We start from the raw sequence: 13,374 nt of genomic DNA, 5'->3' as shown, positions 1-13,374 counted from the left end.
GGTCGCAGGACCTTTGGCGGCGACCGTGGAGCGCGGCCAGAACGCCTCTTGCGCTGGCGCGCGCTATCGGGCAAACCGGCCTTCCTTTCGCGTTCTGCCGCTTCGGGGTCCCCATGTCCGCAACGATTTCGCCGCTTGCACCGAAGAAATATCCCAAGATGCCGGTCATCGAGGGCGTGCGCATCGCCACCGCGGAGGCCGGGATCAAGTACCGGAATCGCACCGACCTGCTCGCCATGGTCTTCGATGCGGGCACGGCCGTCGCCGGAGTCTTCACCCGCTCGAAATGCCCCTCGGCGCCAGTCGACTACTGCCGCCAGAACCTGCCCGCCGGCAACGCGCGCGTGCTGGTGGTCAATTCCGGCAATGCCAACGCCTTCACCGGCAAGAAAGGCATGGCTTCGACCGCGCTGACGGGCGAGGCGGCGGCGAAGGCCGCCGGATGCTCCGAGAGCGAGGTGTTCCTGGCCTCGACCGGCGTTATCGGCGAGCCGCTCGACACCAACAAATTCAGCCACCTGCTGACCGGCCTGGTGAAGGACGGCCAGCCGGACCTGTGGACCGAGGCGGCAAAGGCCATCATGACCACGGACACCTATCCGAAGGTGGCAACGCAGACGGTGAAGCTCGGCGACGTGGACGTGACCATCAACGGCATCGCCAAAGGCGCCGGCATGATCGCGCCCGACATGGCGACGATGCTTTCCTTCATCGCCACCGACGCGCCGATCGCGGCCCCCGTGCTGCAGGACCTGTTGTCGCGCGGCACGGTCAAGACCTTCAACGCCGTCACCGTCGACAGCGACACCTCGACCAGCGACACGCTGCTCATCTTCGCCACCGGCAAGGCCGCCGCGCGCGGCGCTCCGGCGATCAGCGATCCGAAGGATGCGCGGCTCGGCGCCTTCCGCCGCGCGCTCGGCAAGGTGCTGAAATCGCTGGCGCTGCAAGTGGTGCGCGACGGCGAGGGCGCGCGCAAGCAGGTCGAGGTCACCGTCACCGGCGCCAAGTCCGCCCGCTCGGCCAAACGCATCGCGCTTTCGATCGCCAACTCGCCGCTGGTCAAGACCGCGGTCGCCGGCGAGGACGCCAATTGGGGCCGCGTCGTGATGGCTGTCGGCAAGGCCGGCGAGCCGGCTGACCGCGACCGGCTGTCGATCTGGTTCGGCGACAACCGCCTGGCGCATGAGGGCGAACGCGATCCGGCCTACTCCGAGGAAGCGACCTCCGCGTACATGAAGCGCGACGACATCCGCATCCGCGCCGACATCGGCATCGGGCGCGGCAAGGCGACGGTGTGGACCTGCGACCTCACCAAGGAATATGTCGCCATCAATGGCGACTACCGGAGCTGATGGCGCCGGTGTCGAGACATCCGGCAAGCGTGCTCGCGGTCGTGCGCCGCTATGAGGCGGCGGGCTTTCGCGCCTGGCCGGCGGCGGCCGTCCACTATGACGGGACATGGGTGGTTCGGTTGACGGCCGGCCACCCGGCGAAGCGCCTGAATTCGGTCAATCCGCTGGATCCGGGCGACACTCAGCACATTGCCGAGCGGATTGTGCGCGCCAGCCGCCGCTTCGACGCCTATGGCAGGCCGCTGACCTTTCGCATGTCGCCGCTTTCGGGGCCGGTGCTGTCGAAGCATCTCGACGAGGCGGGCTGGAGCCGGTTCGACGAATCGCTGGTGATGCGGCTGCCGCTCAAGGAAGCGCAGCTCGACGCGGCGATGGACCAGATTCCGCTGAAGGACATCAGCCGCTTCATCGGCGCGGCGATCAAGACGAACAGCTCGGATGTCGCGCTGCGGCCCGGCCTGTCGGAAGTCATCGGCGCCATCCAGCCGGAAGCGGGGCTGTTTGCGCTCGAAGACGGCAACGAGGCGCTGTCGACGCTGATCTGCGTCCATGACGGCGACCTCGCCGGACTGTTCGAGGTCGCCACCGAAAAGTCGGCGCGCAACAAAGGCCATGGCCGCAATCTCATCCTGTCGGCATTGAAATGGGCGCGGCTGCGCGGCGCGCGCGAAGCCTGGCTGCAGGTCGAAGCCGGCAATGTTGCGGCGTTGTCGCTCTACCGGTCGCTCGGCTTCGAGGAAGTCTACCGCTACCACTATCGCCGGCCACAGGGCGCATGAGCGAGATCAAGCCAGCCGGAAAGCGCCTGCTTCTCGTCGCGGCCTGCGCACTGGTCGACGCCGACCGGCGCGTGCTCCTGGCGCAGCGCCCCGAGGGCAAGCAGCTCGCCGGCCTATGGGAGTTTCCCGGCGGCAAGGTCGAGCCAGGCGAGACGCCGGAAGAATGCCTGGTGCGCGAGCTGCACGAAGAGCTCGGCATCGAGACCGAGATCCCCTGCCTCGCGCCGCTCACCTTCGCCAGCCACGGCTACGACGATTTCCACCTGCTGATGCCGCTTTATATCTGCCGGCGGTTCCGCGGCATCGCGCAGCCGAAGGAAGGGCAGGGGCTGAAATGGGTCAGGCCGCGGCAGATGCGCGACTATCCGATGCCGCCTGCGGACGCGCCGCTGATCCAGTTCCTCATCGATCTGTTGTGATCGTCAGCGCAGTTCAGCGTTTCCACCAGACGCCGAACTGCGCTGGCGATTTTTTGTTTTGCGCAATTGCGGAGGGAACCGCTACGCGCTTTTCCCTCGATTGCTCCAAGCTGCCGTTGCCCCGCCTGTTTTAGGCAGCGTTAATGGAAGATTTATCTCGACATGGAAGATTGAGGCCAAGTTGTCCGCGCAGCGGCATGCCGATTTGTTTGGAGAGCCATTCCATGAGCATCGAGGGAGACCGGGACTCGATCCGGCCCGACCGCACTTTCCGCGTCGGCGATGCCGGCATGGGCATTTTGCGGATCACCTTGCTTTTCGGATCGGCCGCGGTGGCGCTGGCGTTGATCGCGACGCCTTTCCTCGACAGCCAGACGCGGCCGCAGGGCGCGCGTAACAGTCTGACCAGCGGGCTCGACATGTCCCGCACCGGCTCGATCGGCCGCCGCGACACCTACACATTGCGGCGAAGCGTGCTGCAGCCGCTGCCAAGTTCCATCTGCGTGATTCGCAACGATGGCAGCCGCTATGGCGACTGCTAATTGGTTAATGAATTCAGCCAGAGATGGCTATTTCACCCCCCGTTAAGCTTTTGCCGTTAACCTTTCTTAACGGGTAGGCCTTATGGTTCCCGACAAGAGGGATCGACGACCATGAAAAACCTGCTGCAGCAATTCCTACAGGATGAAACGGGCGCCACGGCCATCGAATATGGTCTGATCGTTGCCGTGCTGTCGCTTGCAATCGTCGGCGGCGTCGGCAAGGCCGCCGACGCGATCCAGTGGCTGTTCTCCGACAACAACAGCAAACTTGCCAACGCATTTGCCCAGCACTGACCGCATCCGTCAGACCGCGGCTCGCATCGGTCAGTGCCCCGTCGGCTTCTCCAGGATCGCCTTCAGCGAGACCTTGGCCGAGCCCGGTTTGAGCGGTTTCTGCTGCGAGGCGTCGGGCGCCCAGCCGGACATCCACACGATCGAAAAGCTCGCCCGGATGCGGCCGTCCGGGTCCGAAAACCGCTCGGCATAGATTTCGGCGGCGCGGGCGAACAGCCGCCGGGTGGCCGGACGCCGGCTGCGGTCGGAAAGCGGGCTGGTCTCGCCCATGGCGCGCAGATCGGCGGCAAGGCCGAACAGCGAGGAGTAGCGCACCGTGACCGTCTCGACGTCGGCGACCGGCAGCGCCAGGCCGGCACGCTGCAGCAACGCGCCGGCGTCGCGCACATCGGTGAATGGAAGGACGCGGGGGCTTGCGCCGCCATGAAGCTCGGTCTCGGCGGCAAGCAGGCTTTCGCGCAGCTCCGCAAGCGTGCCGGCGCCGGCCAGAGCGCCGAGGAACAGCCCGTCGGGCTTCAGCGCGCGGCGGATCTGTGCCAGCACGCCGGGGATGTCGTTCATCGCCTGCAGCGACAGCAGCGAGACGACGAGATCGAGGCTTTCAGCTTCGAACGGCACGGTTTCCGCCGGGGCGACGACGCCGGCTTCGCCTGCAAGGAAGGCGTCATCGGTCTCCACGCGAACGATGTCGGCCACCTTGCCGCTGTCGGCGAGCACCCTGGCCGCGGCCGATGTCTGGCAAAACAGCGCCGCCGCCTTGCCGAATTTGCGCTCGACCGCGCCCAGCCGGTCGGCAAGGTCCTCCGCCGCCCGCCGCATCAGGAAATCGGCGCCGTCGAGGGGGCGGATGAGCGCACGGCGCTTGTGCGCAAGCCAAAGCTCCGTGTCGATCAAGGGTTGCAATGGGCTATTCCTATTGTCCGCGCATGCCGGACCGATGCTATGGTGGCGCGGGATTACCTTCACGTGGCCGATCCGGTGCACAAGATCAAGACCATTGCGATCAAGGACATGGCGCGGCAGACGCTCAACTGGCCGGCGCGCATGCTGTTTCCGCCGGTCTGCGCCGGCTGCCGCCGCCACGTCTCGCGGCCTGGCGTGCTGTGCGGCGCCTGCTGGCCGAAGCTTCGGCTGCTGGAGAAGCCCTGGTGTCCGGTGATGGGCACGCCTTTCACCCATGACATGGGCGAGGGTTTTCTCTCCGCCGAGGCGATCGCCGATCCGCCGCCTTTCGAGCGGGCACGGGCAGCGGTCGTCTATTCAGGGGTTGCACGCCAAATGGTGCAAGGGCTGAAATACCAGGATCGTACGGATCTCGCGCCATGGATGGCGCGCTGGATGCTCCGCGCCGGCGCGGAGCTGATCGGCGAAGCCGACGTGGTGGTGCCGGTGCCCCTGCATTGGCGGCGGTTCTTGCGGCGGCAATTCAACCAGTCCGCGGAGCTGGCGCGGGCGGTATCGAGGCTCAGCGGCCTCCCGTTTTCGCCGGCAGCGGTGAGACGCGTGAAGCTTACCCGCCAGCAGGTCGGGCTGGAGCGGCACGAGCGCGAGGAGAATGTGCGCGCCGCGTTCCGCGTCCCGCCTGAAGCCGAGATCGAGATCTCCGGCCGCAGGGTGCTTGTCATCGACGATGTCTTCACCACAGGCGCCACCGTGCGCGCGGTGGCCAAGGCGCTGAAGAAGAGCGGCGCCGGAGCGGTCGACGTGCTGACCTTCGCCCGTGTCCTGCCGGGGGACTTTCGGGCCGACGAGTCCGCGACTATATAGATTCAATTTGGTGCATGTCGTCGTCCCGCAACTCTTGGGCGATGTGCGCAAACAGGATTGCTGACTGATGGTCGACGTGACGATCTACACCCGGATGATGTGCGGCTATTGCACCGCCGCCAAGCGGCTGCTCGAGCGCAAGGGTGTGACCTATACCGAGCACGACGCTTCGTTTTCGCCGGAACTGCGCCAGGAAATGATTTCGCGGGCGCATGGGCGAACCACCTTTCCGCAAATCTTCATCGGCGACACGCATGTCGGCGGCTGCGACGACCTCCATGAATTGGAGTCGCAAGGTCGGCTGGACGGGCTGCTTGCCAGCGGAGCGAGGGCTTGATCATGGGCATTTTCAAAGCGGCGGCTGTGCAGATGCGTTCGGGCACCAGCCCGGAGCGCAACGCCGCCGACATGGAACGGCTGGTCCGCGAGGCAGCACACCGGGGCGCGACCTATGTCCAGACGCCGGAAATGACTGGCGCGCTCATCCGCGACAAGCAGGCAGGCGCCGCCGCCTTCACCACCGAGGATAAGGACGTCGTCGTTTCGACGGCGCGGAAGCTTGCCGAGGAACTCGGCATCTACCTGCATGTCGGCTCGACGGCGATCCTGCGCGCCGACGGCAAGCTCGCCAACCGCGCGTTCCTGTTCGCGCCCGACGGCGGCACGGTCGCCAATTACGACAAGATCCACATGTTCGACGTCGACCTCGACAATGGCGAAAGCTGGCGCGAATCCGCCTCTTACGAGCCGGGGACCGAGGCCATCGTCACCGACATCGATGGCGCGAGACTGGGGTTCGCCGTCTGCTACGACCTGCGCTTCCCGCAGCTGTTCCGCGCCGAGGCGCTGGCGGGGGCTCATGTGCTTTCGGTGCCCGCCGCCTTCACCCGCCAGACCGGCGAGGCGCACTGGCATGTGCTGCTCAGGGCGCGCGCGATCGAGAACGGCGCCTATGTCATCGCGGCAGCGCAGGGCGGGCTGCATGAGGATGGCCGCGAGACCTATGGCCACTCACTGATCGTGGACCCGTGGGGCCACATCATCGCCGAGGCCGCGCATGACGAGCCAGGCGTGATCGTCGCCGAGATCGATCCGGCGCAGTCTGCGGCCGCGCGCCGCAAGATCCCCAACCTCCGGAATGCGCGGGATTTCACCATCAATGCCGGCGGGGGCGAGGCGCCGCGTCTCAGGGGTGCAGCCTCTTGATCCGCTTTTCGCTTATCTGCGAGCACGAGCACGAGTTCGAAGCCTGGTTCCGCAGCAATGACGACTTCGACACGCAGAAGAAGCGCGGCTTCGTCGATTGCCCGACCTGCGGCTCGCACAAAGTCGAAAAAGCGCTGATGGCGCCTGCCGTCTCGACCTCGCGCAGCCAAGAAAAGGTGGCGCTCGCCATGGGCGAGGCGCAGAAACAGGCGCTGGCGCAGCTCAAGGCGCTTGCCGAGAAGGTGCGCGAGAACGCCGACTATGTCGGCGACAAGTTCGCCGAGGAAGCGCGCAAGATCCATTTCGGCGAAACCGACCCGCGCGGCATCTATGGCGAGGCGACGCCGGAGGAGGCGCAAAGCCTTGCCGAGGACGGCGTCGAGTTCATGCCGATCCCGGGCTTTCCGGAGGATCGGCACTAGCCGGCTGTCTGGCTCAGGCTTCCGATCAACTTTTCCAGCAATTTTGCCAGTGTTTCCCGGTCCTGGCTCGTCAAGCCGGCGAGAATCTGGTGCTCGTTGGCGACGTGGGCGGTGAGCGCCTCGTCGATGAGTTCGCGGCCTTTCGCGGTGAGTTGGACAACCACGCCGCGCCGGTCGCTCGGGTGCGGCGCGCGCTGGACCAAGCCGGCCTTTTCCAGCCGATCGAGCCGGGCGGTCATAGCGCCGGATGTGACCATCGTCGCCTCATAGAGCTCGGTCGGCGTCAGCGCGTAAGGCGCGCCGGAACGGCGCAGTGTCGCCAGCACGTCGAATTCGCCGTGCTGCAGGCCAAAGCGGGCGAAGAGCGGCGCGAGACGGTCGCGCGCGATCAGCGAGGACGCTTCATTCAGGCGGCCGATCACTCCCATCGGCGAGACGTCAAGGTCCGGCCGCTCCTTCCGCCATTGCTCTATCGCTCTCGCCGCACGGTCCATGTGCCTCACCGCAAAGTATCTTGACATCAAGAATCTTTGCGTTATCTTACCACCAAATTGGAGTGACGCCAAGCGCGACCTCGCAGCGACAGGACCACGCAGATGAAACTTCTCTGGGATTCGGCACTCGGCCTTCTGATCGTCACCGGCGGATTGCTCGGCATGACGCTACCTTTCGGCAAGCTTGCGACCGCCGCCGGCGTGCCGGCCATGGTCTGGGCCTTCGTCATCTCGCTCGGCGCCGGCGGCGTGCTGCTGGTAGCGCTTCTGCTGCTTGGCGAGCGCATCCGGCTGACGGCGCACAAGCTGCGCTATTTCTTCGTCACCGCCGCCGTATCCTATGCCTTTCCCAATCTTCTGATGTTCTCGGCCATCCCGCATCTGGGTGCCGGATACACGGGCATCATGTTCACGCTCTCGCCGGTCATCACGCTGGTGTTCTCGATCCTGCTCGGCGTCAGGCGTCCCAACCTGCTCGGCGTCATCGGCATTACCGTCGGTTTTGCCGGTGCCGCTATGGTCGCTCTGACGCGCGGCGAGGCCGGCCAGCCGGCCGACTATTTCTGGGTGGCGATCGGGTTGCTGATCCCGGTCAGCCTCGCCGCCGGCAACATCTACCGCACTGTCGACTGGCCTGAGAGTACGGGCCCGATCGAGCTCGCCGTCGGCAGCCATCTCGCATCGGCGACCTTGCTTCTCCTTGGCATCCTGACGCTGTTCGGCTGGCAGGCGTTTGTTCCGCTCGGCGGCGTGCCGCTGGTGGTTGCCGGCCAGGTCGCGTCGGCTTCGGCGATGTTTGCCTTCTTCTTCCGCCTGCAGGCGGTCGGCGGCCCGGTCTATCTCAGCCAGATCGGCTATGTGGCGGCAGCGATCGGGCTCTTTGCCGGTACGATCTTCCTCGGCGAGCACTATCAGCTGCTGACCTGGCTGGGCGCGGCCATCATCACCGCCGGCGTCTTCATCACGACGAAGGCGCAAAGCCAACCCCGTGCCAGGGCGCAGGCCCAGCCGGCGTGAGCATGAAGGCGGCGGCGCGACCGATCAGACCGAGGCCTTTTCGGCCAGCACCATGTAGTTGACGTCCATGTCCTTGGACTTCTGCCAGCGGTCGGCCAATGGATGGTAGATCACGCCGGTGCGGTCGATGACCGTGAGGCCCGCCGCGACAAGCGCCTTTGCCAGTTCCTCGGGCCGCACCAGCTTGCCGAACTGGTGGGTGCCGCGCGGCAGCCAGCGCAGCACATATTCGGCGCCGATGATGGCAAGGCCGAGCGCCTTCAGCGTGCGGTTGATGGTGGCGACGAACATGATGCCGCCGGGCCGCACCATCTCACCGCATTTGGCGACGAACAGATCGACATCGGCGACATGCTCGACCACTTCCATGTTGAGGATGACGTCGAATGTCTCGCCGGCATCGGCCAGCGCCTCGGCCGTGGTGGCGCGATAGTCGATGCTGACGCCCGCCTCCGCCGCATGCAGTTTGGCGACCTCGATGTTGGTGGCCGACGCATCGGCGCCGACCACCTCGGCTCCAAGCCGGGCCATCGGCTCGCACAAAAGCCCGCCGCCGCAGCCGATGTCGAGGAAGCGCAGGCCCTCGAAGGGCCTCGCCGCCCGCGGATCGCGGCCGAAGCGCGCGGCAACCTGGTCGCGGATATAGGCCAGCCGCACCGGATTGAACTTGTGCAGCGGCCGGAATTTGCCGTTCGGGTTCCACCACTCGGCGGCAAGGGCGGAAAAGCGCTCGACTTCTCCGGCATCTATGGTCGATCGGCGGGGCTCTGGCATGAAGCGGGTCTCCTCGAACGCTGGAAAGTCGGGGACGCTAGGAAGTCGGGTCCCCGGCGAAGAAAGTCAAGGCAGGTTTTTTCCACTGCTGCCGGCGAGCCGCCCGGAACCTTACCAGGAGACGATTGCCGTCACCTCGACAGCGCAACCGCGGCATGGCTCATGCTGACGCTAGCCGGCTCGATCGCTCGCATCGCTTGGCAATCGCCGATCTCGGCCATGATGCGCTGCGCCGCCGCCTGGGCCTGTTCTAGGCTCTCCCAGCGCACGACATCGACCCAACTTCCATCGTCGCGCTCGCCGAGATGGCGGCTGAGAAAGCCGGGCTGGCGCGCGAGCCAGTCCGTGACGACGCCATTTTGGGCGACAAAATCGGCCGCAGCCTCCGGCTTCAGGCGGAAGGTCACGATTTCCAGCGTCTCGGTCATGAATTCCTCCATAGGGTGCGTTTTCTTCGACCTTATCGCACAAAGGCCGCAGGGATCTGTCAGGAGACCGCGCTCCCGGCCAGAGCTCTCTCTTATCCCGCCATCGCTTGCGAAGCTTTGATGTTTTGGTTAAGGAGGCCGCGCATTTCCGCGGCTCGGCCTTGCCGGGCGCATCTTTTCGTTCCGGCCCTGAGCCGGCTTCAGTCAAAGGCATCTCGCTCCCATGGCGCGCATCGTGATGAAATTCGGCGGAACTTCGGTCGCCGACATCGCCCGCATCCGCAATGTGGCGCGCCATGTCAAACGCGAGGTCGATGCGGGCCACGATGTCGCCGTGGTGGTTTCGGCGATGGCCGGCAAGACCAACGAGCTTGTCGCCTGGACCCGTGAGGCATCGCCGATGCACGATGCGCGCGAATATGATGCCGTCGTGGCCTCCGGCGAGCAGGTCACCGCAGGTCTTTTGGCAATCACGCTGCAGAACATGGGCGTGCATGCCCGCTCCTGGCAGGGCTGGCAGATCCCGATCAAGACCGACAACGCGCATGGCGCGGCGCGTATCCTCGATATCGACGGCGCGTTCCTGATCAAGCGCTTCGGCGAGGGTCAGGTGGCGGTCATCGCCGGCTTCCAGGGCATCGGGCCGGACAACCGCATCGCCACGCTCGGCCGCGGCGGCTCCGACACCAGCGCTGTGGCGATCGCGGCCGCGGTCAAGGCCGACCGCTGCGACATCTATACCGATGTCGACGGCGTCTATACGACCGACCCGCGCATCGAGCCGAAAGCCCGCCGGCTGGCCAAGATTTCGTTCGAGGAAATGCTCGAAATGGCCTCGCTCGGCGCCAAGGTGCTGCAGGTGCGGTCGGTCGAGCTTGCCATGGTGCACAGGGTGCGTACCTTTGTGCGGTCGTCCTTCGACGATCCCGACGCGCCCGGAATGGGGGATTTGCTCAATCCGCCCGGAACGCTTATTTGCGACGAGGAAGAGATCGTGGAACAGCAGGTCGTCACCGGAATTGCCTATGCCAAGGACGAAGCGCAGATTTCGCTGCGTCGCGTCGGCGACCGCCCGGGCGTTGCCGCCGGCATCTTCGGCCCGCTGGCCGAGGCCAACATCAATGTCGACATGATCGTCCAGAACATCTCCGAGGACGGCAAGTTCACCGACATGACCTTCACGGTGCCTTCCGGCGACGTCGACAAGGCGCTGGCGGTGCTTGAGCGGCTGAAGGCCGATGTCGGCTACGACGTCGTGCAGTCGGAAGCCGGCATGTCGAAGGTCTCGGTCATAGGCATCGGCATGCGCAGCCATGCCGGCGTCGCCGCCACCGCCTTCAAGGCGCTGGCCGACAAGGCGATCAACATCCGGGCGATCACCACGTCCGAGATCAAAATCTCGATACTGATCGACGGTCCCTATACGGAACTTGCAGTTCGTACTTTGCATTCCGTCTACGGGCTCGATAAGCAATAGCAAGAACTGAGTCAGTTGTTGCGTGAGCGCCGGCCGCGAGAGAAACTGCGGCGGGCACAGTGCCCATTGGAGAAGAAGCCGCGATGCGTGACATGGCCGGTGGCCCGCGCGTTCTGCTGAAACGGCTCCGCGAGCTCATGCAGGAGCCGCTGGAGCCGCAGGAGCGGCTCGACCGCATCGTGCGCGACATCGCCTCCAACATGGTCGCCGAGGTGTGCTCGCTTTATGTGCTGCGCGCCGATTCGGTGCTCGAGCTCTACGCCACCGAAGGTCTCAACCCCAACGCCGTCCACCTCGCTCAGCTGCGGCTTGGCCAGGGTCTGGTCGGCACGATTGCTGCCAGTGCGCGGCCGCTCAATCTCTCCAACGCCCAGGAGCACCCGGCCTTCGCCTACCTGCCGGAGACGGGCGAGGAGATCTACAACTCCTTCCTCGGCGTGCCGGTGCTGAGGGCGGGGCGCACGCTGGGTGTCCTGGTGGTGCAGAACAAGACGATGCGCCACTATCGCGACGACGAGGTCGAGGCGCTGGAAACGACGGCGATGGTGATCGCCGAGATGATCGCCACTGGCGATCTCGCCCGGCTGACCCGGCCGGGGCTCGAACTCGACCTCAGCCGCCCGGCAAGCTTCACCGGGCTTTCCTTCAACGAAGGCGTCGGGCTAGGCCATGTCGTGCTGCACGAGCCGCGTATCGTCGTCACCAACCTGTTCAACGAAGACAGCGAGGAGGAGGTCCGCCGCCTCGACCGTTCGCTCGGCTCGCTGAGGCTTTCCATCGACGACATGCTGGAGCGCCGCGACGTCGCCTTCGAGGGCGAGCATCGCGAGGTGCTCGAGGCCTACCGGATGTTCGCCAACGACCGCGGCTGGGTGCGCCGGCTGGAAGAGGCGATCCGCAACGGCCTGACGGCGGAAGCCGCGGTGGAAAAGGTGCAGAGCGACATGCGCGCCCGCATGCTGCACATGACCGACCCCTACCTGCGCGAGCGGATGAGCGATTTCGACGATCTCGCCAACCGGCTGCTGCGCCAGCTGATGGGACGCGGACCAGAGGACGTCGCGGCCTCGCTGCCCAAGGACGCCATCATCGTCGCCCGCTCGATGGGTGCGGCCGAGCTGCTAGACTACCCGCGCGACAAGCTGCGCGGCCTGGTGCTTGAGGATGGTGCTGCGACCAGCCATGTCGTCATCGTCGCCCGCGCCATGGGCATCCCGGTCGCCGGGCAGGTCAAGGGCGCCGTCTCGATGGCGGAAAACGGCGACGCCATCATCGTCGACGGCGAGGAAGGCACCATCCACCTTCGCCCGCAGTCCGACCTCGAGGCCGCCTATGCCGAAAAGGTTCGCTTCCGGGCGCGGCGGCAGGAGGTCTACCGGGAGCTGCGCAAGAAGCCGTCGCTGACCAAAGACGGGGTCCAGGTCGATCTCCTGATGAATGCGGGCCTCGCCGTCGACCTGCCGCAGCTTACGGAGTCGGGGGCTGCCGGCATCGGCCTGTTCCGTACCGAATTGCAGTTCATGGTCGCCTCGACCTTCCCGCGCGCCGAGGCGCAGGAACGGCTCTACCGCGACGTGCTCGACGCCGCGCGCGGCAAGCCGGTCACCTTCCGCACCATCGATATCGGCGGCGACAAGGTGCTGCCCTACTTCAAGGGCGCGCTGCAGGAGGAGAACCCGGCGCTCGGCTGGCGGGCGATCCGCCTCACGCTCGACCGTCCCGGCCTGCTCAGGACCCAGATCCGCGCGCTGCTCAAGGCCTGCGGCGGCCGCGAGCTGAAGCTGATGCTGCCGATGGTGACCGAGCTGTCGGAAATCGCGCAGGCGCGCGAGATCATCGACCGCGAAGTGCGGCATCTGTCGCGTTTCGCGCATCATCTGCCGACCAGCCTCAAGCTTGGGGCGATGCTGGAAGTGCCGTCGCTGCTGTTCCAGCTCGACGAGCTGATGAAGGCGGTCGACTTCGTTTCGGTCGGCTCCAACGACCTTTTCCAGTTCATCATGGCGGTCGACCGCGGCAACACGCAGCTCGCCGACCGGTTCGACACGCTGTCGGCGCCGTTCCTGCGCGTGCTGAAGCAGATCGCAGATGCCGGCGCGCGCAACCATACGCCGGTGACGCTTTGCGGCGAGCTGGCCGGCAAGCCGATCTCGGCGATGGCACTGATCGGCCTCGGCTTCCGCTCGATCTCGATGTCGCCGGCCTCGATCGGCCCGGTCAAGGCGATGCTGACGGAATTGCCGCTGCGGGAGCTGGAAGCCTTCTTCAAGGACAATCTGATGGCGCCGGCCCAAGGGACGCCGATGCGGGCGCTGCTGCAAGCCTTTGCCGACGACCGCTCCATTCCGCTATAGATTCACGTGAGGGCGGTCTGCAAATGGCGATTTTCTGCGCTTCCGG

16 protein-coding genes are annotated in these 13,374 nt (G+C 65.9%); 12 read left to right on the top strand and 4 right to left on the bottom strand.

Annotated features, from left to right (window positions below; all coding sequences use genetic code 11):
• The first annotated feature begins 113 nt into the window (after positions 1 to 113).
• The 5 genes from argJ (at position 114) to ABID26_RS26070 (ending at position 3,389) form a co-directional block, all read left to right on the top strand.
• Complete coding sequence (gene argJ, locus ABID26_RS26090; protein WP_292302644.1) at positions 114 to 1,355, top strand: bifunctional glutamate N-acetyltransferase/amino-acid acetyltransferase ArgJ; 1,242 nt, start codon at positions 114 to 116, stop codon at positions 1,353 to 1,355.
• Complete coding sequence (locus tag ABID26_RS26085) at positions 1,355 to 2,134, top strand: GNAT family N-acetyltransferase (protein ID WP_292302643.1); 780 nt, start codon at positions 1,355 to 1,357, stop codon at positions 2,132 to 2,134. Before argJ ends, ABID26_RS26085 begins: the two co-directional genes overlap by 1 nt.
• Positions 2,131 to 2,553, top strand: a complete 423-nt coding sequence (locus ABID26_RS26080) for a (deoxy)nucleoside triphosphate pyrophosphohydrolase (RefSeq protein WP_292302642.1) — start codon at positions 2,131 to 2,133, stop codon at positions 2,551 to 2,553. The genes ABID26_RS26085 and ABID26_RS26080 overlap by 4 nt, the downstream gene beginning before the upstream one ends.
• Positions 2,554 to 2,777: 224 nt before the next feature.
• Positions 2,778 to 3,095, top strand: coding sequence for a hypothetical protein (locus ABID26_RS26075; protein WP_292302641.1), 318 nt, complete (start codon positions 2,778 to 2,780; stop codon positions 3,093 to 3,095).
• 111 nt (positions 3,096 to 3,206) lie between these two features.
• The gene (locus ABID26_RS26070) at positions 3,207 to 3,389 is read left to right on the top strand and encodes a Flp family type IVb pilin (RefSeq protein WP_126097724.1); all 183 of its coding nucleotides are present in this window, start codon (positions 3,207 to 3,209) and stop codon (positions 3,387 to 3,389) included.
• Positions 3,390 to 3,419: 30 nt separating this feature from the next.
• On the opposite strand, the gene ABID26_RS26065 is transcribed toward ABID26_RS26070, so the two are convergent.
• Positions 3,420 to 4,292, bottom strand: a complete 873-nt coding sequence (locus tag ABID26_RS26065; protein WP_292302640.1) for a methyltransferase domain-containing protein — start codon at positions 4,290 to 4,292, stop codon at positions 3,420 to 3,422.
• Positions 4,293 to 4,355: 63 nt separating this feature from the next.
• Between ABID26_RS26065 and ABID26_RS26060 the strand changes: the two genes are divergently transcribed.
• From ABID26_RS26060 to ABID26_RS26045, 4 genes are all read left to right on the top strand, one after another.
• Positions 4,356 to 5,156, top strand: coding sequence for a ComF family protein (locus ABID26_RS26060; RefSeq protein WP_292302656.1), 801 nt, complete (start codon positions 4,356 to 4,358; stop codon positions 5,154 to 5,156).
• Between the two features lie 67 nt (positions 5,157 to 5,223).
• A complete protein-coding gene (grxC, locus tag ABID26_RS26055) occupies positions 5,224 to 5,493 on the top strand; it encodes a glutaredoxin 3 (RefSeq protein ID WP_126097726.1) in 270 nt (89 codons plus the stop codon).
• A gap of 2 nt (positions 5,494 to 5,495) precedes the next feature.
• Positions 5,496 to 6,362: a carbon-nitrogen hydrolase family protein gene (locus ABID26_RS26050; protein WP_292302639.1), complete on the top strand. Its 867-nt coding sequence runs from the start codon at positions 5,496 to 5,498 to the stop codon at positions 6,360 to 6,362.
• Entirely contained in the window at positions 6,359 to 6,784 is a 426-nt protein-coding gene (locus ABID26_RS26045) for a DUF1178 family protein (RefSeq protein ID WP_126097728.1), read from the top strand. The genes ABID26_RS26050 and ABID26_RS26045 overlap by 4 nt, the downstream gene beginning before the upstream one ends.
• Here the strand turns inward: ABID26_RS26045 and ABID26_RS26040 are convergent.
• Positions 6,781 to 7,278: a MarR family winged helix-turn-helix transcriptional regulator gene (locus ABID26_RS26040; RefSeq protein WP_126097729.1), complete on the bottom strand. Its 498-nt coding sequence runs from the start codon at positions 7,276 to 7,278 to the stop codon at positions 6,781 to 6,783. The two genes, ABID26_RS26045 and ABID26_RS26040, sit on opposite strands and share 4 nt — an antisense overlap.
• Before the next feature lie 102 nt (positions 7,279 to 7,380).
• On the opposite strand from ABID26_RS26040, the gene ABID26_RS26035 reads away from it, so the two are divergent.
• Positions 7,381 to 8,295, top strand: a complete 915-nt coding sequence (locus ABID26_RS26035) for a DMT family transporter (RefSeq protein WP_126097730.1) — start codon at positions 7,381 to 7,383, stop codon at positions 8,293 to 8,295.
• A 24-nt stretch (positions 8,296 to 8,319) separates the two neighbouring features.
• Here ABID26_RS26035 and ubiG read toward each other — a convergent pair whose 3' ends face one another.
• Both ubiG and ABID26_RS26025 read right to left on the bottom strand, forming a co-directional pair.
• Positions 8,320 to 9,069 carry a bifunctional 2-polyprenyl-6-hydroxyphenol methylase/3-demethylubiquinol 3-O-methyltransferase UbiG gene (gene ubiG, locus ABID26_RS26030; protein WP_059187918.1) on the bottom strand — a complete coding sequence of 250 codons (750 nt, stop codon included), beginning with the start codon at positions 9,067 to 9,069 and terminating at the stop codon, positions 8,320 to 8,322.
• Between the two features lie 131 nt (positions 9,070 to 9,200).
• Positions 9,201 to 9,497, bottom strand: a complete 297-nt coding sequence (locus ABID26_RS26025) for an antibiotic biosynthesis monooxygenase family protein (protein WP_292302638.1) — start codon at positions 9,495 to 9,497, stop codon at positions 9,201 to 9,203.
• Positions 9,498 to 9,720: 223 nt separating this feature from the next.
• Between ABID26_RS26025 and ABID26_RS26020 the strand changes: the two genes are divergently transcribed.
• Positions 9,721 to 10,974 carry an aspartate kinase gene (locus ABID26_RS26020; RefSeq protein ID WP_192257662.1) on the top strand — a complete coding sequence of 418 codons (1,254 nt, stop codon included), beginning with the start codon at positions 9,721 to 9,723 and terminating at the stop codon, positions 10,972 to 10,974.
• An 83-nt stretch (positions 10,975 to 11,057) separates the two neighbouring features.
• Entirely contained in the window at positions 11,058 to 13,328 is a 2,271-nt protein-coding gene (gene ptsP, locus ABID26_RS26015) for a phosphoenolpyruvate--protein phosphotransferase (RefSeq protein WP_126097733.1), read from the top strand.
• Positions 13,329 to 13,374 lie beyond the last annotated feature (46 nt).

Source organism: Mesorhizobium shonense, assembly GCF_040545255.1.
Taxonomy (GTDB): Bacteria; Pseudomonadota; Alphaproteobacteria; order Rhizobiales; family Rhizobiaceae; genus Mesorhizobium; species Mesorhizobium shonense.
This window is presented reverse-complemented; position numbering and strand designations above follow the sequence as displayed.